This is a genomic window from Amphritea sp. HPY, assembly GCF_050870985.1.
Classification (GTDB): Bacteria; Pseudomonadota; Gammaproteobacteria; order Pseudomonadales; family Balneatricaceae; genus Amphritea.
Genome location: NZ_CP194015.1, coordinates 2,031,256 through 2,057,176 on the forward strand (window position 1 = coordinate 2,031,256; position 25,921 = coordinate 2,057,176).

The 25,921-nt window shown below is 50.7% G+C and carries 23 protein-coding genes; 12 read left to right on the forward strand and 11 right to left on the reverse strand.

Annotation, left to right across the window (positions count from 1 at the left end; all coding sequences use genetic code 11):
• Positions 1-635: 635 nt before the first annotated feature.
• Positions 636-1,286 (reverse strand): hypothetical protein, encoded by a 651-nt coding sequence (locus ACQUQM_RS09225; RefSeq protein ID WP_432474183.1) that lies wholly within the window; start codon positions 1,284-1,286, stop codon positions 636-638.
• A gap of 697 nt (positions 1,287-1,983) precedes the next feature.
• Between ACQUQM_RS09225 and ACQUQM_RS09230 the strand changes: the two genes are divergently transcribed.
• Positions 1,984-2,322 (forward strand): carboxymuconolactone decarboxylase family protein, encoded by a 339-nt coding sequence (locus ACQUQM_RS09230; RefSeq protein ID WP_432474184.1) that lies wholly within the window; start codon positions 1,984-1,986, stop codon positions 2,320-2,322.
• A gap of 310 nt (positions 2,323-2,632) precedes the next feature.
• On the opposite strand, the gene ACQUQM_RS09235 is transcribed toward ACQUQM_RS09230, so the two are convergent.
• Positions 2,633-3,550: a LysR family transcriptional regulator gene (locus tag ACQUQM_RS09235; protein ID WP_432474185.1), complete on the reverse strand. Its 918-nt coding sequence runs from the start codon at positions 3,548-3,550 to the stop codon at positions 2,633-2,635.
• Between the two features lie 150 nt (positions 3,551-3,700).
• Here ACQUQM_RS09235 and ACQUQM_RS09240 point away from each other — a divergent pair, with 150 nt between their 5' ends.
• The 7 genes from ACQUQM_RS09240 to ACQUQM_RS09270 all read left to right on the forward strand — a co-directional run bounded on the left by ACQUQM_RS09240 (position 3,701) and on the right by ACQUQM_RS09270 (position 8,303).
• Positions 3,701-4,270, forward strand: coding sequence for an NAD(P)H-dependent oxidoreductase (locus ACQUQM_RS09240; RefSeq protein ID WP_432474186.1), 570 nt, complete (start codon positions 3,701-3,703; stop codon positions 4,268-4,270).
• Positions 4,271-4,407: 137 nt separating this feature from the next.
• Positions 4,408-4,806: a nuclear transport factor 2 family protein gene (locus ACQUQM_RS09245; protein WP_432474187.1), complete on the forward strand. Its 399-nt coding sequence runs from the start codon at positions 4,408-4,410 to the stop codon at positions 4,804-4,806.
• A gap of 164 nt (positions 4,807-4,970) precedes the next feature.
• The gene (locus ACQUQM_RS09250; protein WP_432474188.1) at positions 4,971-5,606 is read left to right on the forward strand and encodes a glutathione S-transferase family protein; all 636 of its coding nucleotides are present in this window, start codon (positions 4,971-4,973) and stop codon (positions 5,604-5,606) included.
• A gap of 382 nt (positions 5,607-5,988) precedes the next feature.
• Positions 5,989-6,198, forward strand: a complete 210-nt coding sequence (locus ACQUQM_RS09255) for a hypothetical protein (protein WP_432474189.1) — start codon at positions 5,989-5,991, stop codon at positions 6,196-6,198.
• A 212-nt stretch (positions 6,199-6,410) separates the two neighbouring features.
• Positions 6,411-7,265 (forward strand): response regulator transcription factor, encoded by an 855-nt coding sequence (locus ACQUQM_RS09260; protein ID WP_432474190.1) that lies wholly within the window; start codon positions 6,411-6,413, stop codon positions 7,263-7,265.
• 174 nt (positions 7,266-7,439) lie between these two features.
• A complete protein-coding gene (locus ACQUQM_RS09265) occupies positions 7,440-7,817 on the forward strand; it encodes a hypothetical protein (RefSeq protein ID WP_432474191.1) in 378 nt (125 codons plus the stop codon).
• 99 nt (positions 7,818-7,916) lie between these two features.
• The gene (locus ACQUQM_RS09270; protein ID WP_432474192.1) at positions 7,917-8,303 is read left to right on the forward strand and encodes a hypothetical protein; all 387 of its coding nucleotides are present in this window, start codon (positions 7,917-7,919) and stop codon (positions 8,301-8,303) included.
• Between the two features lie 71 nt (positions 8,304-8,374).
• Here the strand turns inward: ACQUQM_RS09270 and ACQUQM_RS09275 are convergent, their stop codons facing one another.
• The 8 genes from ACQUQM_RS09275 to buk all read right to left on the reverse strand — a co-directional run bounded on the left by ACQUQM_RS09275 (position 8,375) and on the right by buk (position 17,799).
• Positions 8,375-9,697: a TRAP transporter large permease gene (locus tag ACQUQM_RS09275; protein WP_432474193.1), complete on the reverse strand. Its 1,323-nt coding sequence runs from the start codon at positions 9,695-9,697 to the stop codon at positions 8,375-8,377.
• A gap of 149 nt (positions 9,698-9,846) precedes the next feature.
• The gene (locus ACQUQM_RS09280) at positions 9,847-10,368 is read right to left on the reverse strand and encodes a TRAP transporter small permease subunit (RefSeq protein WP_432474194.1); all 522 of its coding nucleotides are present in this window, start codon (positions 10,366-10,368) and stop codon (positions 9,847-9,849) included.
• Positions 10,368-11,384 carry a TRAP transporter substrate-binding protein DctP gene (gene dctP, locus ACQUQM_RS09285; protein ID WP_432474195.1) on the reverse strand — a complete coding sequence of 339 codons (1,017 nt, stop codon included), beginning with the start codon at positions 11,382-11,384 and terminating at the stop codon, positions 10,368-10,370. The genes ACQUQM_RS09280 and dctP overlap by 1 nt, the downstream gene beginning before the upstream one ends.
• A gap of 732 nt (positions 11,385-12,116) precedes the next feature.
• Complete coding sequence (locus ACQUQM_RS09290; protein WP_432474196.1) at positions 12,117-13,787, reverse strand: electron transfer flavoprotein-ubiquinone oxidoreductase; 1,671 nt, start codon at positions 13,785-13,787, stop codon at positions 12,117-12,119.
• 86 nt (positions 13,788-13,873) lie between these two features.
• The gene (locus tag ACQUQM_RS09295; protein WP_432474197.1) at positions 13,874-14,803 is read right to left on the reverse strand and encodes an electron transfer flavoprotein subunit alpha/FixB family protein; all 930 of its coding nucleotides are present in this window, start codon (positions 14,801-14,803) and stop codon (positions 13,874-13,876) included.
• Between the two features lie 16 nt (positions 14,804-14,819).
• Complete coding sequence (locus ACQUQM_RS09300) at positions 14,820-15,578, reverse strand: electron transfer flavoprotein subunit beta/FixA family protein (RefSeq protein WP_432474198.1); 759 nt, start codon at positions 15,576-15,578, stop codon at positions 14,820-14,822.
• Between the two features lie 182 nt (positions 15,579-15,760).
• The gene (locus ACQUQM_RS09305; protein WP_432474199.1) at positions 15,761-16,678 is read right to left on the reverse strand and encodes a phosphate acyltransferase; all 918 of its coding nucleotides are present in this window, start codon (positions 16,676-16,678) and stop codon (positions 15,761-15,763) included.
• Positions 16,678-17,799 (reverse strand): butyrate kinase, encoded by a 1,122-nt coding sequence (gene buk / locus ACQUQM_RS09310; RefSeq protein ID WP_432474200.1) that lies wholly within the window; start codon positions 17,797-17,799, stop codon positions 16,678-16,680. Before buk ends, ACQUQM_RS09305 begins: the two co-directional genes overlap by 1 nt.
• Positions 17,800-18,170: 371 nt before the next feature.
• Between buk and pta the strand changes: the two genes are divergently transcribed.
• Positions 18,171-20,315, forward strand: a complete 2,145-nt coding sequence (pta, locus tag ACQUQM_RS09315) for a phosphate acetyltransferase (protein WP_432474201.1) — start codon at positions 18,171-18,173, stop codon at positions 20,313-20,315.
• A 156-nt stretch (positions 20,316-20,471) separates the two neighbouring features.
• Here the strand turns inward: pta and ACQUQM_RS09320 are convergent, their stop codons facing one another.
• Positions 20,472-20,780, reverse strand: a complete 309-nt coding sequence (locus tag ACQUQM_RS09320; RefSeq protein ID WP_432474202.1) for a hypothetical protein — start codon at positions 20,778-20,780, stop codon at positions 20,472-20,474.
• A 414-nt stretch (positions 20,781-21,194) separates the two neighbouring features.
• Between ACQUQM_RS09320 and xdhA the strand changes: the two genes are divergently transcribed.
• The 3 genes from xdhA to xdhC are packed head-to-tail and all read left to right on the forward strand — an operon-like array spanning position 21,195 to position 25,918.
• The gene (xdhA, locus tag ACQUQM_RS09325; RefSeq protein ID WP_432474203.1) at positions 21,195-22,640 is read left to right on the forward strand and encodes a xanthine dehydrogenase small subunit; all 1,446 of its coding nucleotides are present in this window, start codon (positions 21,195-21,197) and stop codon (positions 22,638-22,640) included.
• Entirely contained in the window at positions 22,633-25,029 is a 2,397-nt protein-coding gene (gene xdhB, locus ACQUQM_RS09330; RefSeq protein ID WP_432474204.1) for a xanthine dehydrogenase molybdopterin binding subunit, read from the forward strand. Before xdhA ends, xdhB begins: the two co-directional genes overlap by 8 nt.
• A 58-nt stretch (positions 25,030-25,087) precedes the next feature.
• Positions 25,088-25,918 carry a xanthine dehydrogenase accessory protein XdhC gene (gene xdhC / locus ACQUQM_RS09335; protein ID WP_432474205.1) on the forward strand — a complete coding sequence of 277 codons (831 nt, stop codon included), beginning with the start codon at positions 25,088-25,090 and terminating at the stop codon, positions 25,916-25,918.
• The last annotated feature ends 3 nt before the right edge of the window (positions 25,919-25,921 follow it).

Consider the following 25,921-nt stretch of genomic DNA (forward strand, 5'->3'; position numbering starts at 1 on the left):
ATAGTCAATAAGGAGAGGAGCCGTGAGTATACCAGTGAGGCTTATTGTGTAATAGGTGAATCAATCTTGGGCTGCATTGTGGCGTAGCTGCAATGCGCAAAACCACTATAGCGGAAGTCAAAAGACCAAAGCACAGCTCAAAGCGGGACAGTCAAAGCAGACATTGGCTGGTACTGGTTGTCCGGTTTCGCCTTGATGGCCCTTTTTTAAAAAGTAAGGGGACCTTTAAACGGCCAAAGGTCTTAGCAATCTAAACCCGCCCCTACTGCTGGGTTGGCTAAGCCAACTCCCCTGCGCGTTTCGCTTACCAATGGGCGCTCAAGAACTCGAGCGCTGCGCACTCTCAAACAGCCCTCGCACTGATCCATTGGTAACCTGCAATACCCAAAGGGCACGATGTGCTCAGCTACAGAAGGGGAATATTTCCGTGCCAAATCGACCTTTAGGAGTAATAGATCAAGGGAATTCAACAACGACGCCGGACACTCAAGTAGAAAACAACCTTACTCTGACCCCATTTATTCCCTTCCTAATTATTCTTCCTTTTATTCCAATCCCATTTATTCGCCATTTATTCGTGCTTTTGGTTTCCTGTGCGTGGCATTATTATGTTTCCTGAAATGCTTACTGCTTGGTCAACTTGGATTGTACTTATAAGTATCGTAATCACTCTTTACTGATTTCAAATCAACATTATCTTTTATAGAAAATAGCCCGATGGTGTCAGCCTTATCTATAGCATCAAGATACTTGAGTACCACATGATATTCTTCCCTATTCCAAAAGTCATGGATCAATATTTTTAGATTATTAGTTTCGAGGCACTCTAAAATTACTTTCAAAATACAGGCCACTCTAAATCTACCATCCACCAACACTAAATCTATAGTATTACTGTCTATTTCCTTGAAGACATTTGCTGAGTAATCAGAAAAAAGGGGTTGATAATCATTTGTTTTGGGATATCCCCACTCGCCGGTAGGTCCTATATCGACAGGGAATATAAACAGCCTTTTATTGACAAAATACTTGACATAAATATATTTCCGCATATGCCTTATCCAATCAGGACTTGATTCAACTGTATATATCTTTGCTTTTGATTTCTGGATTGCTCGTATAGAGCTTCCACCCAAGCCAAACTCAAGATAATTATTTGATTCTTTTATAGCAGCATCAAATATCGCCTTCTCATTTTCTGACATTATAAAAGGATAAAATAGCGGATAGGGAGAAAGCTTATCTAATCTTCTTCTTATGCTTTTAACGGCTCTCTTAATTGTCATATTTTTTTACTATATCTCCTTTATATAAAACATAACACCCAGCTTGCGGATTGCGCGACTTAAACAGATTGCTATGTCTTGTAACCAATTTTTCTGCTGTTTTAAGCAGTAGTTAATATACCTGTAATACCATCTGTTATTTTCGTTTGCCCGGCCCAGTGCTGGGAAGCCCAGACAGCCCTGTATTGTTGGGCTTGCCCCGGCTTTGATAAGGGTTTCCGCAGTTTCATATGAGTAGTAGGTAAGTGGGGGCAGATCAGACTTTTTATATGTTTCATCTGACCCCTCTTATTCTATTTCCACTTATTCCACTTATTCCACTTATTCCACTTATTCGATGACCCCACTTATTCGCTGATCCATTAGTAACCTGCAATGCTCGGCTGCACATAAGGGGAATCATTTCCGTGCCGACCCAACCTTGCGGAGTAACAATATAGAAACAACCTTACTCTGACCCTAATTATCCTAATTATCTCGGAGTAACAATATAGAAACAACCTTACTCTGACCCTAATTATCTTCTGATTATCTGCAAAATTGACTATCTAAACAAACCCGCGAAGAAGGGTTTTACGCTTTTTCGAACAACAAGCAAGCAGCTTGCTGCGTTCGAGCCACGAGCTACGTCATTCAGCCCCGCCCATTCCCTGCTAACCTGAAGTTAACCCGTCCCTATTTCAGGAGGTACTTCCCAATGTCCAGAGATTCAATACTGCGCCCACCTGAGGCGCAGCTACCAAAAACCTTTAGCCGGATTATGGAGCGTTACCCTGACTATGCCGCTGCGGTTGAGCAACTGGGTAAAACCGTCAGTGATGCAGGTCCGCTCGATGAAAAAACCGCGCAGCTGATCCAGCTTGCAGCAGCGGCTGGTATCCGCTCCGAAGGCGCGGTACACAGCCATGTAAGACGCGCCCGACAAGCCGGTGCATCAATGGAAGAGATACAACATTCGATTATCCTGCTGACCAGCACCATCGGCCTGCCCGCCGTGATGGCAGCCCTAAGCTGGGTAGAACAGAGTCATGAATGATTCAGCAGGTATTTGTAAGTGACTGCCTACTTATAAAGCGCAGACATACAAAGTCCGCACTTTAGTGATTAAGAAGGCCCCTAAGTTTTTCCGAGCAACGAGCGACGAACAACCAGCTACAGCATTTATGCTTTTTCGAGCAACGAGCAAGCAGCTTGCTGCGTTCGAGCCACGAGCGACGGCTTTCCGGCCTTTTCTACAACTAGCAGGAAAGCTTGCTTTCCGTTCTAGCGAGCTGCGAAGCAGCGTTCTAGCCAGGCGAGCTTGCTCGCCGGTCTGCTTTTATCCCGTTCTAGCAAGGTGAGCTTGCTCACCGGCCATGTCCACCTCCTGGGACAATCACACTTTGTTGCAGGTGTTGAATAAACAGGCGCAGGGGTGTCATTGAGCGGTATTCCTGGGGGAAATAGATGTTAACGCCGGGCATGGTTATCCGGTGCTCGGTCAATATTTCTTTGAGTTCTTCACGGTCTAAGAGATCGGTGCAATATTCACGGAAAGTGTAGGCAATTCCCAATCCTTGAGCTGCCATTTCAATCGTTACCGGCAAGGAGTTTGCGATCAGGCTACCGCTTGCTACAACCGGATAGTCACCTTCTGCACCGGAAAATGTCCAGGGAGCTAACTGGCCGGAGCTTTGGAAGCGATAACGCAGGCAATTATGTGCCAACAGTTCCGTAGGATGCTCTGGAATGCCGTGCTCTTCCAGGTATGCCGGGCTTGCCACCACCGCGGATGTCATGGGATCGGTCAGACTGATGGCAACCATGTCCTGCGCAATCAGCCCGCCAAGTCGAAACCCCGCATGCAGACCCTCTTTAAGGATATCCGACAAGGCATCGGTCAGAGAAAGTTCAACCTCTATTTCAGGATAAAGCTTCTGAAATGCTGCCAGATGTTTGCTGAGCAGCAAGTGATAAGCAAACTCAGGAATAGCAAGCTTCAAAGTGCCACGTGCCGCATGGCCCGCTGTACGTGCGCTTTCCAACCCATCGGCCAGTTGCTCAAATGCCGGTCCTGAAGTACGCGCCAAAGCACGCCCTGCTTCGGTCAGACTGATCGAGCGAGTGGTTCGGACAAACAACGCCGCACCCAGCTGATCCTCAAGGCTTTTCAGTTGATGGCTCACTGTCGACCGCTTGATCCCGAGTGCTTGCGCAGCAGCACGCATACTACCCTCTCGAACAATCGCATCGAACACTTCAAGGGTCGAAAGAGGCAATCGCATTGGTGAATCTCCTGCACCATTAAGTTTGATATTGGGGGAATTGTTGCATCAATGGAGGGTAGCTATATTAGGACCACTTGTAAACACAACACTCCAGCCCGCTGCAGAGAAGAAATCAGCACCACTGGGGTACAACGACCGAGGCACCCAATGAATACCCTTGTTTTGACAGCTCATCCGGATCTATCTTCCTCTTCAATCAATCGAAGATGGTTTGAGGCACTGTCGAATGTGGCGGGCATAACCACCAGAGACCTGATGGCTGTTGGTGGGCCTGAAATGCATTTTGACCCAGCGGTCGAGCAGGCGCTTCTTCAAAAAGCTGACCGCGTGGTGCTGCAATTTCCATTCTACTGGTACTCATCGCCCCCTGTTCTCAAGGCCTGGCTCGATCAGGTATTGCTTTTCGGGTATGCCTATGGCCCTGGAGGCAATAAGCTGCGAGGAAAGGAGCTCATGCTTGTTATCTCCACTGGCGGCCCGGCCGAAAGCTATGCCGCTGATTCCTACAACAGCTTTTCCATACCCGAATTCCTGACACCCTTTCAGCAAACGGCAACAATGGTCGGCATGACATATCTGTCTCCATTTGTACTGCATAGCGCAATGGGAAGAGACCAGTCGCTGATCGAAGCCAGCATTCCGGCAGTAATTTCGCATATAACCACCCCTGGAATTGCTACCAACAGGATAGTGTCACAGGCGCGCAAAACCGCCTAAAGCTCTCAAAAAGCGGCATATTGCGAAATGTCTTTTGCGCTGCGATGCGCAATGGATGAGAACACCAGGAAAGGCCGCTAATCAACGCAACTAACTATTCACCTTTTATTAATCTCACTTAAAAAGAGTCTAGGATCATGCCACTAACAACTGAAGATAAACTGGAAATACAAGACCTTATGGGGCGTTTTGCCCTTGCCGTTGACGTTCAAGGTCCGGACGCAATGCGTGAACTATTTGTCGACGATGCGCGATTTGTTATCGACTCGTTTCAGGTTGATGTAAAAGGCCTGAACAATATCATCAACTGGATTAAGGAAAATTCAGACACCTTCCCGCCTAACCTGAATCATGTCCAGAGCAATTTCGTAATCGACGGCGATGGGACCGAGGCGAAATTGAGCTGCATCAGCCAAGCTATTCAGGACTTCGAAGGTGAGATCAAACATTTTGTGATTGGCCGCTATGATGAAACTTTAGTCAAAACCCCTGCGGGCTGGCGTCTGAAAGTCCACAAACTCAATTTGCGTTCGTAATGCGTGATCTTCACAAGTTTCGCTCAGTACTGTGATGTAACGACGGGAATGTCAGATGTTATCGAGAGAGCCTTTCCCATCGGTAACTGAATGATGTGCGCGTAAGGGCCGGAGTAACGGCCCTGTTAATTCAATACCTCCACTTGAATAAAAGGAACCCCGTAATGAAACTCTATTCCGCTCCCGGAACCTGCGCCACCGCGATGCATATTGCTCTTGAGTGGATCGGCAAGCCTTATGAGGTCGAGCACCTCGACTATGCAGGTATGAAATCGCCGGAATACCTGAAACTCAACCCCTCGGGCGTCGTCCCTACAATCGTTGATGGTGACCTGATCTTGCCTGAGGGCATGGCGATCCTGCTTTATCTGGTCGATCAGAACCCTGATGTGGAAATTGGCCCCGCCTTCGGAACTGCCGAGCGCAACGAGCTTCACAGATGGCTGGTCTACCTGTCAGGCACGCTGCACCCTTATTTCTGGCCACATTTCACGCCGATGCGGTTTACCACCGATGAAGACGGCCATGCAGCGGTGCAGGCGGCAAGCCATGTACTGGTCGACAAAGCACTGACCCAGATCGACACACATCTGGAGGGGCGCGAATGGATGGTGGGTAACGCTAAGTCTGTCGCTGATGCCTTCCTCTACCCGATGGCGAACTGGGCCTACGATCTCGAGAAACCGACGACCAAGTACAAAAACATCGATCGGATCATTCGCAAGTTGGCTGCAGACCCTGCAGTTCAAAAAGTTCATAAAGCACAAGGCACTTCGGCCAGAGTCGATCTGACAGCGTGACAAGAAACAGAAGCTCAACGGGTGGATGCAAACCGCCCGTTTAAAGCGCATCTAAAAATGGTACAAAAGTGGCAGTGATGGTGTACTTATTTAACAGCCATACTCATAACCGTCTCAAATAAGATGGAAAACCATTCAGAGTAGCAAAAATCAGAATCCAGGTACTGAGCACAACCTGCTTGTACGCTTTTTCTAGCAAGGTGAGCCTGCTCACCGGTCTGCCTTTAAGCTTTTTCTAGCCACTAACAGGCGCAGAGCGCCGTTCTAGCAAGGCGAGCTTGCTCGCCGGTCTGGCCGATACAGCCGCACCAAGGTCAAAGCACTGCCTGACTACTATACTTAAAACCGTACTCCCCGAACTGCCAAAGCGAGGCCCCCTCCGATGGATCCCATCACGTTAATTGTCATTTTTATCTCAACCTGGGTGGTCTGCGGGATCAATGCAGCCAAGAAGCTTGATAAGTACTATCATCGCCAGGGCGATAGCTTTTATGAACTCAATGCCGACAGCATCTCCGAAGCCAACTTCTGTGTTTTCTTTCTCGGCCCGATCGGATTACTTGGGGTTTGCCTTCTGCTCAAAGCAGATTGAGCACCGTAAAGTGGCGGATTTACAGGATCTGAATTGATATATATCTTATTAAAATCACTCAGTTTTTCCGCTAAGCAATTTTCTGTTGTCTGAAACGCAAAAGCAGGCTTTAATTAGGCTGTGTGTGTGCTGCATAAGTCATTTTGTACTGTTATCAGGCTTTGCGTACTGCGCAATCTTATTTGGCTATTAAAGTTAAGGTTATCTCTGCTGTGTCTGAATTCCATCGCGTTGCCAAACAACCCCTTATGCAATGGCATGATGCTATTGCCGGAATCATTACCGAAGGCGTCAATGACGATGCGGTCGATAATCTGATCGATACTATGCGTCGTATCGTCGATGCCGATGGCTGTAGCCTGATTGTCTATCCGGAAGGCTCGCAACCATACTGCCCGTTTCGTAAGCGGCGACAAGGTGAAGACCCTCGTATCCATATTGATCAGTATCTGGAAAGCGCCTACCTGCTGGATCCGTTTTACCGCCTCGCTGTGGATGGTACTGCTAAAGGAGTCTATGCCCTGTCAGATGTGGCACCCGGTGCATTTAAACAGAGTGAATTTTACCGGGTCTATTACCGACTGGTTAATTTCGGTGATGAGATCTGCCTGATTATTCCAACAGAGAATGCCAGCATCCAGGTATCCATCAGCCGGCAGGATGATAAGCCCCGCTTTACAGCGGCGCAGCAGGCTCTGATCGAACGGATCTATTCCACAGTTCGCGCGATTCTGCTGAAATGGTGGAACGCATCCCATAAAGATAACAAAGAGACATTCCTTGAATCTCACCTGGAATGCGCCCTGAGTAATTTTGGCAGCTCAGTGCTGACCCAGCGTGAGACTCAGATCCTGCAGCTGGTACTACGAGGCTATGCGGTCAAGTATATCGCTCAGAAGCTGGAGATCAGTCCGGAAACCATTAAGCACCACCGGAAAAACATCTATGCCAAGCTGGATATCAACTCCCAGGCCGAGATGTTCCACCTGTTTATCGACTCCCTGCGCATGGTAACCCCCGACTCACCGCCTGATCCACTGACCAATTACCTTAAGCCGCCCCTCTGAAGAAGCTCTATGCTTCTTCTTTCTACAACATAAGCTCTACTGACTGACATACAGGCGGCACAGCGTCTGCCGCCTCTCTGTCATATCCCAGTTTAGGTACTCAGCTAAACAAAGCATCGTCATTCTGTGATCCAATACGCAAAACAGAGATAAGCGTAAAAGGATTTTTCAGGGATGGCGTATCAATACACTATGACGGAACAGGGTGACTTTCTCCGCGTCGAAGTCTCAGGTAAAAGAGAGGCCGAGCGAACTGTCAGTGACACAATCGCATTCTGGCAAGCGATCCTTAACGAGTCGAACGCAAATAACCGCAATAACATCCTGGCCATATTCAGAGTCACCGGAAAGCGCTCGCTGATGGAAACTTTTGATATCGTCGAAGCGCTACAGGGTCTTATCCGGGACGACATTAAGATCGCTTACGTAGAAACAATTCCGGAGAATCGGGCTGAGACCTCTATTATCGGAACCACCGCCAGAATGCATGGCATCGCCTTTCAGGCCTTTGACAATGAAGCTGAAGCAAGCGAATGGCTGACTATCCAATGACAAACTACACTGCAGCTTGGCTGTCGGCTGCAAACCTGTAATAATTTTGTCACACAAATAACATATAGATGCAGCAGTGCGGATAAGCGAGGTTTGCTAATGCCCTATCAATACAGTGTTATCAAACAAGATAACTACCTCCGGGTTGAAGTCTCTGGTAGCCGGGAGGGGATCAATGTCGCTCAGGCATCTTTGCAGATGTGGACTGAGGTAGCAGCCACCTGCCGCAGTAAGAACATCGATCACATCCTCGCTATATTCCACCTCAGCGGCAAGCGTTCTCTGCTCAACACTCTCGATATCGTAGACGGGGTCAAATCCATGGTCTGGCCAGAGCTGATGATCGCCTATGTTGATACTGATCCTGATAATAAACAACAGAATGCGATTGCCGAAGATTCCGCTATGAGCCACGGTATTAACTTCCGCACTTTTGAAACTGAAGAGGAAGGCCGCCAGTGGCTACTGGCTTTCAGCCCCGCATAGCCCTACTTATATCTTGACCCGAAACAAAAAAAACCGCTCAAATGAGCGGTTTTGGGACATTACAGTTCAGGTTAACCGAAGATAAGTTCAGGTAACCAGAGCGCAATCTGGGGAAAGGTTACAACCAGTGCCAGCCCGATAACCTGCAAGATAATAAACGGGATCACCGCTTTATACAGGTCGTAGATAGTAATCGAGGGTGGTGCCACCGATCGCATATAGAACAGGTTATAGCCAAAGGGGGGCGTGAGATACGCGGTTTGCATACTGATAATGAACAGTACCGCGAACCAGACGGTATCGAAACCCAGATCCTGAACGATAGGCACGAACAACGGCACGGTGATAAACACGATGGCAAAATCATCCAGGAACATGCCCAGAATGAAATACGTTGCCAGCATCGCGATGATCACCAGATACGGCGACAGATTTGAATCTTCTACCAGTTCGGTGATCAGCATCCCGGCGCCCAGGCCGATATAGACCTTACTGAAGAATACCGCAGCAATGGTGATCCACAGCAGCATACCCATCAGCTGGGTGGTACTCATCAGCACCTCTTTCAGCATCTTCAGATTGAGAGTGCGATATATTGCAGCACAGATCAGTGAGCCTGCAGCACCAATAGCAGATGCCTCCGACGGTGAGGTCACACCACCGACAATAAAGCCCAGCACGGTACCGATCAGAGCACCCGGCAGAACCAAAGCCTTCAGCGCTTTAATCTTATCAATGCCGCTAACCCGCTCTTCGAGTGAGATACAGGGTGCTTTCTCAGGATTTTTCAACGCAAACAGGTAGATGTACACCATGTAGATGCCGGCCAGCATCAGACCCGGCATCAGCCCTGCAGCAAACAACTTACCAACCGATTCACGTGCCAGGAAAGCATATACAATCATCAATACACTGGGCGGGATAAGGAAGCCTAAAGCGCCACCGGCCATAATGGTACCGGTCACCAGCTTCTTATCGTAGCCACGCTTGAGCATCGATGGCAGCGCGATAATACCCAGACTCACGGTTGCCGCACCGGACACTCCGGCCATCGCAGCAATAATGGCACAGATAATAACGGTACCCATGCCTAGACCACCAGGTATGCCGCCCATGAGCTTGTTAATCATGTCAAACAGGTCATCGGTAATACCGGAACGCTGCAACATAAGACCCATGAAAATAAACATCGGCAGCGCGACCAACAGGAAGTTATCCATTGCCGAGAATGCGCTGGTCGCCAACAGTTCAAGGCCGGCAGGTCCCCACAGGAAATATGCCGAACCCACACCAACGGTTAGCAGCGCCCAGGTCAGCGGGGCTCCCATCGCCAGCAGGATCAGCATGGAGAAAAACATGCCCAGAGTGACTACTAAAGGATCTAGCTCTATCACGAAAACACCTTTGCTTTTAGTCAAAAAACATCTGCCTGCATCGTTTTTTCAGAACGACAGAATTCGCAACTTCGACCATCAAGGGTCGAGCTTTACATTACGTTTCTTAGCAGTGACAGATTTGGGGACTTACAGAGAGTACAGCCGGTTTAGTGTTCTGCTACCGGCTGTGCACCCATAACGATCATCATATTTCGAATGACCGCCACGATACTCTGTAAAATCATCAGGCCTACGGCCAGAGGGAGCATGGACTTGAAAGGATAAACAATCGGTGCCCAGGTACTCTTCGAAGATACTTCTTTTATCGCCCAGGAATCTGCGGCGTAATTGAAAGTAATGACAAAGAATATGGCAAATACCACCAGACCAATCAATCCGGTCAGTACATCCAGCACTGCCCTTCCCCTGACAGGGAACAGATTGTAGATCACTTCGCTGCGCACATGACCGTGATGTTTATGGGTATAAACACCGGCCAGGATGCAGAAAGTACCGTATAGCATAGTGGTAGATTCATGGGCCCACGAGGTCGGGCTGAGAAACAGATATCTCGCACCAACCTCGTAGCAAAGTCCAGCAATCATGGCAAGACACATCCAGGAGACGGTCTTGCCAACCCACTCAGATACCCTGTCTTGAAAAGCAAGATATTGAGAAAGTTTTGACATTAAGCTCTCCCGGTAGCCTTCGCAGTCGCAGTAATGGCAGCAATCGCTTTCTCATTACGTGGTGACTTCTTAGCTTCTTCCTTCCAGACATCCATAGCCGCTGCAGTCAGCGCCATAGAGTCTTCAGCCGGCAGAGAAGCAAACTCGAAGATACCTTCGCCGTTTACATCCAGACAACCGTTAACGTTCCAGGCATGCATGTTAGTCGCGTGCTTGGCAGTCGCCAGTTCGATCGCCTTCTGCTGATCTTCAGACATGGCATCCCATTTCTTCTGGTTGATCAGCATTCCGTCAGCATAACCAGGGTTGATCATGTTCAGGTAGGTGTAGTGCTTAGCTGCTTCATGCAGTTTCAGCGCTTTATATTCCAGAGAACCGCCATAGATAACACCGTCGATTGCACCGGTAGACAGAGCTACATACAGCTCCTGGCTTGGCAGGTAAACGGTTGGAATACCGAATTTCTCAAGGATCGCAGCAACAGTCGCTGTGGCACGGATCTTCATGTTTTTCAGGTCAGCCAGGCTCTTAACCGGCTTGTTAGTCAGCAGGTCATAAGGACCGCCGAAGATAGCGCCCAGGTACTTAACGCCTTTCTCAGCGTAAGCTTCTTCCAGCAGAGCTGTCAGGCCTTTAGATTGGTGCAGGTACATCGCTTCGTCATAGCTGGTCCAAGCGCCCGGGATACCGGATTCAATCTTAGCGATATCCAGCTGGCCAGCCCAGTAGCCGCCGTAACCCTGACACATGTCCAGAGTACCTTTGGAGACTGCGTCCAGCATCTGGTCGTTAGGCACCAGCTCAGAACCGCGGAAACGCTGGATACGTACAGTCTTGTTAGAAACTGTCTTAACGTCATTAGCGAAGGCTTTGTAAAGATCGTCAGTCTCTGTTCCGTACAGAGTCTGCATGCGCAGACGAACAGTGTCACCCGCCTGTGCAGTAGTAGAGGAAAGGGCCAGTGGTGCTGCAGCCATACCGGTTGCAGCTGCTTTAAGCAAATCTCTTCTTTTCACTATCTTCTTCCTTTTTTTATATGCTCTGATGGCTTAGGGTCTACGGAATCTATGTCCGGCACTATTTATTGTTTAGTACCTGAACATGCCTCCCGATAACGTCTCTACCTCAAGGATAGATGTGCGTTATTTTTAACATCATTTCCTGTAAATGGAAAGCGACAACTGTTCAAAAAGCCATCAATCCCAACCTACATCACAACGGCTATTTTATCCAGAAGACAGTCTTAACCAACATCTCAAGACCTCTTGAATATAACCCTATCCCGTTGTTTTAAATGATGATTCTTTATATGCAGCCCCTCTCATCAAAGGCACCGCATCGTTTTTTTATTTGCAACTTTGGCAGACTACCCCTATCAGGGGATAACGCCTGTTCAATATATTGAACAACAGTAGTAGATACCTTTTTTACGACTATCGTCTTATAAAGCTTTTTCTCTGGTTCTTTGGCCTAAATCGATCCATATATTTGAGCAATTCGAATAAGTTCGGACCACCGGCACCTTCTTACATGTTTGAGTACTTCAAATGAGTCGGTCCGCCGACACCTTTCTACATATTTGGGCACTTTGAATGAGTCGGTCCACCGGCTCCTTCCAGCACTACCCAGAGATTGTTCTGCGCCAAATCTTTAAAGTCTTACATGTTCAGGCACTTTGACTGAGTTGGTCCACCGGCACCTTCTTGCATGTGTGAGTGCTTCAAATGAGTCGGTCCACTGGCACCTTTCTACATGTTCGGATAATTAGGTCCACCAGCACCTTCCGGCACTACCCAGGTAATGTTTTGCGCCGGGTCTTTGATATCACAGGTCTTACAGTGCAGGCAGTTCTGGCTGTTGATCTGGAAGCGCTTGCCGGCCTCATCCTCCTCCACCTCATACACCCCTGCCGGGCAGTAGCGTTGTGCCGGCTCGTCAAATTGAGCCAGGTTCGAGGCCAAAGGAACCTCTGTGTCCGTCAGACGCAGATGACACAGCTGATCTTCTTCATGGTTAGTATTGGACAGAAACACGGATGACAACTTGTCGAAGCTCAACTTGCCATCCGGTTTCGGATAATCGATATAGCGACTCTCGCTGAGCGGTTTAAGCTGGGCATAATCTTCACTGTTATCTCGCAGGGTCAGCGGGATCTTGCCATTAAAGATGTTCTGGTCGACAAAGTTAAACCCGCCCCCCAGAATAGCGCCAAACTTGTGCATCGCCGGGCCAAAGTTACGGCCACGGAACAGCTCATCGTAAAGCCAGCTCTGCTTGAAGTTATCTTCAAATGCGCTCAGCTCCTTACCACCGTCACAGCCGTTGCTGATCGCCTGAAAAACAGTTTCTGCCGCAACCATGCCGGACTTCATCGCCGTATGGGTGCCCTTGATCTTGGCAAAATTCAGGGTGCCGGCATTACAACCGGCGACCAGACCGCCCGGGAAAGTCATTTTTGGCAGTGCGTTGAAACCACCTTTGGTAATGGCGCGGGCGCCGTAAGAGACCCGCTTGCCCCCTTCCAGATACTGCTTGAGTACCGGATGGTGCTTTAAGCGCTGAAATTCATCGAACGGACTCAGATGCGGGTTGCTGTAGTTGAGATCGATTATCAGGCCGACCACCGCCTGGTTGTTCTCGGTATGGTAGAGGAAGAAGCCACCGGTAGTATCACCGCTCATCGGCCAGCCAGCACCGTGGATAACCAGCCCCGGCTGATGCTTAGCAGGATCTCCTTCTTCTCTTTCAGGCAGGTCCCACAGTTCTTTAATACCGATGCCGTAATGCTGGGCATCCGCCTCGGCCTGCAGGTCGAAGCGTTCCATCAACTCCTTACCCAGGTGACCACGACAACCCTCAGAGAATATAGTGTATTTAGCATGCAGCTCCATGCCTGGCATATAGCTGTCTTTCTGCTCACCGGATTCACTGATGCCCATATCGCCGGTAGCGATACCTTTTACGCTACCATCCTCGTTATACAACACTTCAGATGCTGCAAAGCCCGGAAAAATCTCGACGCCTAACTGTTCAGCCTGCTCTGCCAGCCAACGGCAGACGTTACCCAGACTGACAATGTAGTTGTCATGGTTATGCATGGTTTTCGGCACTAAGGCGTTCGGTATCTGCTTACCTTTCTGCTCATCTTTTAGCAGGAAGATCTGATCTTCGGTAACCGGGGTATTCAGCGGCGCACCACGCTCTTTCCAATCCGGGAACAGTTCATTCAACGCACGCGGCTCCATTACCGCGCCGGATAGAATGTGGGCACCGACTTCGGAACCCTTCTCTACAACGCAGATCATGAGTTCGGTTTCATTTTCCTGTGCCAGTTGCGCCAGGCGACAGGCGGTCGATAATCCCGCCGGCCCCGCGCCTACAATGACTACATCAAATTCCATCGACTCACGATTGCTCATAGATACCACTCACTCTTTATTCTTTACTCTGTATTCTTTGATCGGCCCTGACTTCAGCCAGGGCTATCGCAGACCAAATCCTGAATTTAAATTTTGGACTCGAATTCCGGTAGCGCTTCGAACAGGTCCGCAACCAGACCGTAATCTGCGACCGAGAAGATCGGCGCTTCTTCATCTTTATTGATCGCGACAATCACTTTGGAGTCTTTCATACCTGCCAGATGCTGGATTGCACCGGAGATACCGACAGCGATATACAGTTCAGGCGCAACGATCTTACCGGTCTGACCGACCTGCATATCGTTCGGTACAAAACCCGCATCAACCGCAGCTCGGGATGCACCAACAGCCGCACCCAGCTTGTCTGCAATACCATCCAGCAACTTAAAGTTGCCACCGTTACCCATGCCACGACCACCAGAGATTATCACCTTGGCAGCAGTCAGCTCAGGACGATCAGAGACCGCCAATTCGTCGGAGACATGCTTAGAGATGCCGGCATTTTCAGCAAAGCCAATCGCTTCAACCGCCGCGGATCCGCCTTCAGCAGGGACCGCCTCAAAACCGGTACCGCGCACGGTAATCACATGCTTTGGCTCTTCGCTCTGCACAGTCGCGATGGCGTTACCGGCATAGATTGGTCGCTTAAAGGTATTTTCATTATCGACCGCGATAATGTCGGATACCTGAGCCACATCCAGCAGCGCCGCTACGCGGGGCATAAAGTTCTTACCCGTCGTTGTGGCAGGCGCCAGGATATGGCTATAGTTCGCAGACAGACCGGTCACCAGCAGTGACATATTCTCTGCCAGCTGATGGCTGTAGATCTCATTATCAGCCAACAGTACCTTGCTCACGCCAGCGACCTTCGCTGCCGCATCGGCTACCGCCTGACAGCCGCTACCGGCCACCAGCACTTCAATATCACCACCAATCTGCGCCGCGGCCTGAACAACATTCAGAGTGACCGGTTTCAGCTCAGCATTATCGTGTTCCGCAATTACCAGAGTTGTCATCAAATCGCCCCTTGTATTAACTATTTGTCAGCACTTTTGCTTCGTTTTTCAGTTTATCGACCAGTTCATCGACAGACGCGACAATAATGCCGCCCTGACGCTCAGCAGGTGGCTCAACTTTCAGGGTCTTGATGTTGTTCTTCAGTGCAACGCCAAGCTCTTGCGGGGTTTTCACCGCCAGAGGCTTACGTTTGGCTTTCATAATGTTCGGCAGGGAGGCGTAACGCGGCTCGTTCAGACGCAGGTCGGTGGTTACCACTGCAGGCAGAGTCAGTTCCAGAGTCTGCAGACCGCCATCAACTTCACGGGTCACTGCAACAGTGCCTTCAGCTATATTCACTTCAGAAGCAAAAGTAGCCTGTGGCATACCTGACAACGCAGCCAGCATCTGACCGGTCTGGTTATTGTCGGAATCGATCGACTGCTTACCCAGAATAACCAGCTGAGGCTGTTCTTCATCGACAATCGCATTCAGCAATTTGGCAACGGACAAGGAATCAGTAGCGGCGTCGGTTGCAATCTGGATACCGCGATCAGCACCCAGCGCCAGCGCGGTACGGATCTGCTCCTGGCACTCTTTAGCACCAACAGAAACGACTACTACTTCAGTCGCCAGGCCTTTCTCTTTCAGTCGGATCGCTTCTTCTACCGCGATCTCGCAGAACGGGTTCAGGGCCATCTTGGTGTTGGCCAGATCCACATCTGAGCAATCAGACTTAACACGGACTTTGACGTTGTAATCAATTACGCGCTTTACCGCGACAAGTACTTTCATATCAACTCCTTATCTGGGACCGCTTATACGGGTTACAGAGCGGTTTTAAGCTAGTCACTCACATTGCGTCTATTATTGTTCTCCAGCCTTCTTACAGGTATACCCTGATAGGGGGATTGGCTAAAAACAACAATAGAAAGACAAATGTAAGCGTTTGATTTAACAGGGAATAATAAATATTTTCATGAAGCCACTGAGACCATCATCTTGGCCAGTAACATGGAATTCAGACGCCGACCGGCAGAATCGGACCGGGAATTAAGCACTACAGGAACTTTCGCCCCCAATACCAGGCCTCCGGAATCGGCACCGCCATGGTATTTATAGGCTTTACCCAGGATGTTGGCGGCCTCCATATTGGGCATCAGCAACAGGTCCGGATCGCCGCAAACTTCTGAGTCAGTAATTCCTTTCTTACGCGCCGAGTCATTACAGATACAAGCGTCATAACCGAACGGACCATCGATCATAAAGCCCTGCTGCTGCCCAGCCCTATTATCATTGCGCAGGGTAACGGCATCGACTGTCGCCGGCATCGCCGGGTTCTCTTTCTCTATTGCTGCGACAATGCCAACCTTGGCTTGCGCCACACCTAAAGCCCTGAACAGCGGCCGGGTATTCTCGATGATCGCCCGCTTCTGCTCCAGATCCGGATTGAGGATAATGGCGTTATCGGTGATCGTTAACAGCTTATGGTAGGAGGCCAGCTCAAATACCGTCACATTTGATAGCACTGTTGACGCCCGCAAGCCCCACTCCCGGTTCAGAATCGCCCTGAAATAGTACGAAGAATCCAGCGCTCCTTTTACCAGGACATCTGCCTCCCCGGCACTTACCGCCTGCACGGCCTGCGTCGCCGCTGCGGTATAGTCAACTGCCTCACGTATATCAAAGCTACTGCAATCGAGCTTCAACTGGTCCGCCAGCTGCGCAATTTTTTCACTATCACCGGTCAGTATCGCCCGATTGATCAGCCCCTCTTCGCGGGCCGCTGCAACGCTGAGCAAAACCTCCTCTTTCTCTGCCGACGCCACGGCTATAGTAATCGGGTCAGTCGCTAAGGCCGCCTGCTTCAGCTCGCTGAAATTTCTGATCGCCATTACCACACCCCCTCATCCAGGCCACTATCGACCGCCTTTACCGGCCAGTTCAATGAACCGGCCTGCCCCTTGAATACCTGCGCCGCAGTTTCAGCGAGCGATTCATTTTCGTTACTGCCCGGAAACAGATAGACCGGAGCAATTTTTTCCAGAGCCGGAGTCAGATCACCGGTCAGCCGCTCACTGAACGCCAGCCCGCCGGTCAGGATGAAAGCATCAACCTCAAAATCGACCACCGAGGCCATCGCCGCCATAGACTTCTTAATCTGGTAAACCATCGCGTCATACACCAATCGCGCTGGCGCATCACCAGCGACGATCATCTTCTCGACATCACGCAGATCACGGCAGCCAAGATAGGCATAGAGCCCACCCTCGCCGTATAATTTCTTTTTCAATTCAGCCTGAGTAAACTGCCCGGAAAAACAGGCATCGATCAGCGGGATCGGTGGCACTCCGCCCGCGCGTTCCGGGGTAAACGCGCCCCCTTCCATGCGATTATCGTTATCAACAATCCGCCCCTGCTTAATACAAGAGATAGAGAAACCACCTCCCAGGTGGGCGACGACGAAATTCATCTCGTCGAACGCTTTATCCTGCTGCCTGGCAACATGCTTAGCGGTCGCCCGGGTATTTAGCGCATGTACAAAACTGAAACGGTTAAAATCAGGACTACCGGACAAACGGGCCACCGGCGCAAATTCATCGACACAGACCGGATCGACAATATAAGCATCAACGCCGAATTGCTGGCCAACCTTATAGGCTAAGGGAGCGCCAAGATTACTGGCATGCTGATACACCGGAGTCTGCAGCGAAAAGACGACCAGCTCCATATTCACTTTAATTGCACCACTGGGTACCGGCGTCAGCATGCCGCCCCGCCCAGCACAAACCACAATCTGATCATCGGCAGTCAGGCCGTTGGTAAGAAACGTATCCACTAGCTGATAGCGATACTCCAGCTGATCCGGGATACCGGCAAAATCGGCCAGCTCAGAATCCAGATGCTCTATTGTGACATCGAGATACGGCTGCACGCCGGTATCGGTCATCTCAAACAGCGCACACTTGGTCGACGTTGCGCCCGGGTTAACAGTAAAAATCAGTTTCCGACTCATCCTCTGTCCTCTCCATTTTCTTTTTAGTATCAGAGAGAGCGGGCCACAGCACTATGCCCCGATATGGGGAGCCGGCTAATTGCCACTTTCAGGGGATGCACCCGCTGGTCAGACCTTTTGCGTCAAGGCTGTAGTAGTAAAACATTTGCCGGGGATCAATAAATAACGACTGCGATACAAGAAAGCGAACAACAAAACTATAAATGGTCATATAAACTGCTTAGAATTACCGCATAGCCTGCGGATATAACGACACAGCGCTTCGCCGGGCCATACACCAGTTATATAAAAACAGTAAATTCTGGTTCCTTAAATCTTTTCTAAACTGAACCTGTAGCCCTCAAAAGTACCGGGCTGAACAAGGAACTCTGATGTCACAAGCATTACTACTCGCCCCAACGGGTGTTGGCGCGGGTCTTACTACTGCCGTTTTAGGATTGTTCCAGGCGATGAATCGTCAGGGCATAAAAGTCCATTTTTTTAAGCCTATCGCGCAAAGCGGCAATGGCGGTCAGAACCAAGACAGTTCTGTGACCATGCTGGAAAACGACTGCACCTCCCCTATTGCTGAGCCGGTTCCAATCCGTGATGCCGAACATCTGGTCAGCCAGGATAAAGGTGATCAGCTGCTGGAGCAGATTGTGGCCCGTTACGAGCAGAGCCTGCCGGCAGACAATGAGGTCGTCATCATCGAGGGGATGGTGCATACCGAAAGCCAGCCCTACTCGACCCGTATCAATAAAGAGATCGCAAAAGCGCTGGATGCCCAGGTGGTACTGGTCGCCTCTCCGGGTACCGATAGCATCGAAGCTCTGCAGGACCACATAGATATCACCGCTCGCGCTTACGGGGGCGTGAAGAGCAAAAAACTGCTGGGCTGTATTCTCAGTAAACTGGGAGCGCCGGTTGACCGGGATGGTTATATGCAACCTTTCCTTGGCGCCGGTAATGCGGTCACCCACAGCCTGACCGAAGAGGTTATCCGTGAGCACAGCAGTATTTTCAATAATAACTTCAAGCTGCTGGGCTGCATCCCGTGGAACCGGGACCTGATTATCCCGCGAGTCAGGGATATCGCCGATTATCTCAGTGCCAGCCTGATCAACACCGGAGATATCGATAACCGCAGGGCCACCCGGATCACAATGTGCGCCCGCACCGTTGCCAATGCCGTCCACGAGTTCCGGCCCGGTACGCTGGTATTCACCCCCGGTGACAGGGACGACATGATCATCGCAGCCTGTATGGCCGCCGTGAATGGCGTTGAACTGGCAGCCCTGGTGCTTACCGGCGGCTTCAAGCCCTCTACTGCAGTACTGAAACTCTGCGCCGGCGCCTGCGAAACCGGCCTGCCGATTCTCAGCGTGACCCAGGACAGCTGGCAAACAGCGATCGCCATGTCTCAACTGAGCCAGGAAACCCGGTCCGATGACCACCCCCGTATCCGGGATATTAAAGAAGCCACCGCGGCCCATATTGATCGCGAGTGGCTTGCCACCCTCGTTGATAGCAGCTACCAGCGCCGCCTGTCACCGCCGGCATTCCGTTACCAGTTGATTAAGCGCGCCCGTAAAGCCGACAAGGTTATTGTCCTGCCGGAAGGCGACGAACCTCGCACTGTAAAAGCAGCCGCAATTTGCGCCGAACGGGGTATCGCCCGCTGCGTCCTGCTGGGTAATACTAAAGAGATCAACCGGGTAGCGAAAAACCAGGGCATCCTGCTCGGCGAAGGCGTCGAAATCCGCGATCCGGACCTGATCCGCAGTGACTATATTCCTCGCTTAGTCGAGCTGCGTAAGCATAAGGGGATGACCGAAATCATCGCCGAAGAGCAGCTTCAGGACAGCGTAGTACTGGCGACACTGATGCTGGAGATGGACCATGTCGACGGCCTGGTCAGTGGCGCAGTGCACACCACCGCAAATACGATCCGGCCGCCACTGCAGCTGATCAAAACCGCCCCGGATTCAAACCTTGTCTCTTCCGTGTTCTTCATGTGCATGCCGGAACAGGTATTAGTATACGGTGACTGCGCTATCAACCCTGATCCGGATGCAGAAGCTCTGGCCGACATTGCGATCCAGTCAGCAGATTCTGCCGCCGCCTTTGGCATTCCACCCAGGGTAGCAATGATCAGCTACTCAACCGGCGCATCAGGACAAGGCGCAGATGTCGATAAAGTCCGGACCGCAACGCGTATCGCAAAGGAAAAACGCCCCGACCTGCTGATCGATGGCCCACTGCAATACGATGCAGCCGTTATGGAGAGCGTCGCTAAGTCGAAAGCTCCTGACAGCTCCGTCGCCGGCCAGGCCACCGTGTTTGTCTTCCCGGATCTGAATACCGGCAACACGACATATAAAGCGGTACAACGTAGCGCGGATGTAATCAGTATCGGACCTATGCTGCAGGGCATGCGAAAGCCGGTTAACGATCTGTCCCGCGGCGCGCTGGTCGACGACATTGTCTTTACTATCGCACTGACCGCGATTCAGGCTGGCGCCAATACTCAGTAAATTTCCTCAATACAGATAGCGCCAAACTCAATACGCGCAAAAAAAGCATATAAAAAGGGCCGAAGTGAAAGAACTACAATACAGTCTTTCGCTTTGGCCCTTTCTGTTAGCCGCAAAGTAGCTTCCGACAGCAATATAGCAATCAGCCCCTGCCCATCAGAATACCAGAGGCATAGTCACCCGGTGGTATTCAAGAGCACCCGATGAGCTAGCTTCGTCATCGGTTTCTACCTGAACCAGATTGGCCTTATGAATGCCACTATCACGACACAAGTCATACGCCTGAGCGATATTCTCCAGCGTAATCATGGCACCATCATCATGTTTCATCAGCGCCTTTGAAAGCCCTTTGCGCTCGTTCCGATACTCTATCTCAATAACCAAAGGGCTATGGCCCGATTCAATAAAATTAACCGCCAGCAGATCCTGCGCGCGGTTGATTGACCTTAGCTCACTTATATTCATTTCAGCCCCCCGAATCAGTTCACTGTAGATAGCTTAGACTCATTCCACAATACAGCCAGCCCGGCTTTACATGGCGGCACAGATATACAAGCTAATTGGAAGCCAGTATCTGGGCACTAATAATTTTCACATTATGAGAAAAAGCCGTGAGTACAAAAACAATTCATCTATGTATACAATAAAAATGGCCTGATAACTGATAAGAATCACCCAATTCGTTTCACTATAAGCCCTCAAACCGGTGATATTGGCTGGAAAATGCCATCTCAGCGTCTTTGTATTGGTAGTAAGCTCTGAGAGCATCCTGAATATATGTACTGATTAAAAACTTGACTTAGGAGTCAGCTTTTACTTTAATCGATGTATACCATTTAAATGCCATGACAAATACAACTATAAAAAAGGAGGTCTGCCTTGATCAGCTTCTTAGTTAATCAGGAATTGCGGGTTGAACAAAGTATCGATCCCAACATGACAGTTCTAAATTACCTGCGCTCCCATATCGGTAAGACCGGTACTAAAGAAGGCTGCGCTTCAGGCGACTGCGGTGCCTGCACCGTCGTACTGGGTGAATTAGTCGGTGACAGTATTCAATACAAAAGCATCAACTCCTGCCTCACCTTTATCTCTGCCCTGAACGGCAAGCAACTGATCACTGTCGAAGATCTGAAACAGGGCGATAAGCTTCACCCGGCACAGCAATCTATGGTCGACTGCCACGGTAGCCAGTGCGGCTTCTGTACGCCGGGCTTTGTCATGTCCATGTTTGCCCTGGGTAAGAATGTTGGCAATCCGGAGAAAGAAGAGATTCATGAAGCGCTGGCGGGCAACCTCTGTCGCTGCACCGGCTACCGTCCTATCGTTGAAGCGACTGAAGCTATGTATGACGATGTCACGCCAGACAGCTTCGACCAGCAGCAAGAGCAGACTATCGCTAAGCTGCGTGCAATCCAGACTAAACAGGAACAACAACCTGAACTGAGTGACGGCAGCAAACGCGCCTTTAACCCGCGTACGCTTAATGAGCTGACCGAGCTGTATAGCCAGAACCCGGGCGCTCGCCTTGTTGCCGGCGGTACCGATCTGGCGCTGGAAGTAACCCAGTTCCACCGCGAAATTGAAACCCTGATCTATGTCGGTGACATTGCCGAAATGAAACAGGTCGAAGTGTTTGATGACCGCATCGAGCTGGGTGCCGGCGCACCTTTGACCGACTGCTATAAGGCACTGAACAGCGACTATCCGGACTTTGGCGCGCTGCTGCACCGTTTTGCTTCGTTGCAGATCCGTAACCAGGGCACCCTGGGCGGTAACATCGGTAACGCCTCTCCGATCGGTGATTCACCACCGGCGCTGATCGCTCTTGATGCTCAGCTGGTACTGCGTAAAGGCGACCAGAATCGCACTATCGCGCTGAAAGACTACTTTATCGATTATAAAGTGACTGATCAGGAAGAAGCCGAGTTTATCGAAAAGGTCATTGTGCCTCGTGCCAAAGATAACGGCGAGTTCCGCAGCTACAAGATCTCTAAGCGAATCGACGATGATATCTCAGCGGTACTGGGTTGCTTTAACCTTGATATCCAGGACGGTCAGATTGCCAGCGCCAAAGTTGCCTTTGGCGGCATGGCCGCTATTCCGATGCGCGCCAAGCATTGTGAAGCTGTTCTGACCGGCGCTGACTGGAATATGGATACCATCAACCGCGCTAAAGAAGCCCTGAAGCAGGACTTCAGTCCAATTTCAGATTTCAGAGCGTCGAAGGAATACCGGCTTTTAACCGCGACAAACATGCTGACCCGCTATTTTGTCGAGATTGAATCCCCACAAGTTGAAACACGGGTAACCGCTTATGTCTAACCATCAGAATAATAAAAAAACCCACGAAGAGATGCTGGAACTGGTAAAGCAGGATCTGCAAACCGGTGTTGGTCGCAGCGTTAAACATGAGAGCGCGGCAAAACAGGTCAGCGGCGAAGCGGTTTATATCGATGACCGTCTGGAGTTTCCTAACCAGCTGCATGTCTATGCCCGCATGTCGGAACGTGCCCATGCCCGCATTACTAAGCTGGACGTTTCCCCTTGCTACGATTTCCCGGGGGTTGCCATTGCAATCACCGCTAAAGATGTACCAGGACAACTGGATATCGGTGCGGTACTGCCCGGAGACCCTTTGCTGGCCGACGGCAAAGTTGAGTTTTTTGGCCAGCCAGTATTAGCAGTTGCAGCCAACGACCTTGAAACCGCCCGCAAAGCGGCGATGGCGGCTATTGTCGAATACGAAGACCTTGAAGCGATCATCTCTGTCGAAGAAGCACTGGAAAAAGAACATTTCGTCAGCGAGCCGCATACCCACCAACGTGGCGATTCGCAAACCGCCCTTGCAAACGCCCTGCATAAAGTAAAAGGCAGCGTGCATATCGGTGGCCAGGAACACTTCTATCTGGAAACTCAGATCGCTTCCGTAGTGCCTACCGAAGACAGTGGCATGATCGTCTACGTATCAAGCCAGAACCCGACCGAAGTACAAAAGCTGGTCGCTGAAGTACTTGGCGTCTCGTTCAATAAGATTCAGATCGATATGCGTCGTATGGGCGGCGGCTTCGGTGGCAAAGAGACCCAGGCAGCAGGCCCGGCCTGTATTGCTGCAGTTATTGCCCACCACACCGGACGCCCTACCAAAATGCGTCTGCCGCGGATGGAAGATATGATGATGACCGGTAAACGTCATCCGTTCTTCAACCAGTACGAAGTCGGTTATGATGATAACGGTCGTATTACCGGCTGCGAAATGAAACTGGCCGGCGACTGCGGTTACTCCCCGGACCTGTCCAACTCCATCATTGACCGGGCGATGTTCCACAGTGATAACAGCTACTACCTGGGCGATGCCACTATTACCGGCTATCGCTGCAAGACCAATATCGCATCCAACACGGCATACCGTGGCTTCGGCGGCCCCCAGGGCCTGATCATGCCGGAAATCATCCTGGACGATATTGCACGCAGCCTGGGTAAAGATCCGCTGGATGTTCGTAAAGCCAACTTTTACGGCGAAGAAGGCCGCGATACCACCCACTACTATCAGAAGGTCGAGGATAATGTCCTGCCTGAACTGATCGCTGAGCTTGAAGAAAGCAGCGAGTACCAGAAACGCCGGGAAGAGATCAAGGCATTCAATGCCAGCAGTCCGATCCTGAAAAAAGGCCTGGCGATGACGCCGGTTAAGTTTGGTATCTCATTCACTGCGACCTTCCTTAACCAGGCCGGTGCACTGATTCATATCTACACCGATGGCAGTATCCACCTGAACCACGGTGGTACCGAGATGGGCCAGGGCCTGAATACTAAGGTTGCCCAGATCGTTGCCGAAGAGTTCCAGGTGGATTTTGATACGATTCACATCACTGCAACGGATACAGACAAGGTACCTAACACTTCACCGACAGCGGCATCCTCCGGCGCTGACCTGAACGGTAAAGCCGCTCAGAATGCAGCCCAGACCATTAAGCAACGCCTGGTTGAATTTGCCGCACGGTACTTCAACGTCACCGACGAGGATGTTGTATTCCGCAACAACCACCTGGTGATCCGTGATCAGGTGATGCCGTTTGCCGAATTTATTGAACTGGCTTATTTCAACCAGATCTCTCTGTCCAGTACCGGTTTCTACCGCACACCGAAGATCTACTACGACCGTGATCAGGCGCGTGGCCGCCCGTTCTACTACTACGCTTACGGCGCAGCTTGCAGCGAAGTTGTAATCGATACTTTAACGGGTGAGTACAAGATCCTGCGTGCCGATGTGCTGCACGATGTTGGCGCATCGCTTAACCCTGCTCTCGATATAGGCCAGGTAGAAGGCGCCTTTGTTCAGGGTGCTGGCTGGCTGACTTCGGAAGAACTGGTCTGGAATGATCAGGGCCGCCTGATGACATCCGGCCCTGCCAGCTACAAGATTCCTGCGGTAGCCGACATGCCGATCGACTTCAGGGTGAAACTGGTTGAAAACCGGAAAAATCCGGAAGATACAGTATTTAACTCTAAAGCCGTAGGTGAGCCGCCATTCATGCTGGGTATCTCAGTGTTCTGCGCCATCAAGGATGCGATTGCCAGTCTGGCCGACTACCGTGTCAGCCCGGCAATTGATGCGCCTGCGACACCGGAACGTGTGCTATGGGCTGTACAATCAGTACAACAACAGCACAGCAGCGCAGCGCAAAACGAATCCGCTTTAGAAACTGTCTAAAGCGGTAAGTCGTCTGATAACAACTCCCTGAACTATAAAGATAACAACGGGAACGGATATGAATACAAAGTGGATTAAGGCATTAGCCAAACTGGAAGCCGACGGCGTTCCGGCAGTCATGATTACAGTGGTCGACGAGCGCGGTTCTACGCCGCGCAACGCCGGTGCCAAAATGGTGGTCAGCGATGACCAGCAGTTTGACACTATCGGCGGCGGTCATCTGGAATACAAGGCGATCAAGATCGCCCGCAAGCTGTTGGAAGAAGGTCAAACCCAGCCCCGGCTGGAACGCTTTTCCCTGGGTGCAAGCCTGGGCCAGTGCTGTGGCGGCGCCACCACGTTGTTATTCGAACCGATGGGTACCGGCACTGTACAGATAGCTCTGTTCGGTGCCGGTCATGTCGGCCGTGCGCTGGCTCCGATCCTGGCCAGCCTGCCCTGCAAGATACACTGGATAGATGCCAGGGAAGATGAGTTCCCCGACACCATTCCGGAAGGCGTTAACAAGATAGTTAACGAATTTCCGGTAGATGAGGTCGAGAACCTACCGGCAAACAGCTACTTTATCGTTATGACCCATAACCACCAGTTGGATCAGGAGCTGACCGAAGCGATATTAGAGCGTAATGATTTCTCTTACTTCGGCCTGATTGGCTCGCTGACTAAGCGCAACAAGTTTATCCATCGACTTAAAGCTAAAGGCTTTGTCGAGGACCAGATAGAGCGGATGACATGCCCGATGGGCATCCCGGAAGTTAAAGGCAAGCTACCCGCTGAGATCGCAGTATCTGTCGCCGGTGAAGTTATCGCACAGTACAACGCTGCGTTCGGCTGCGAACAGCAAACGCCGCCTCAGGAAACCACTATCGTAGAACGCCTGGCGATTTAGCCC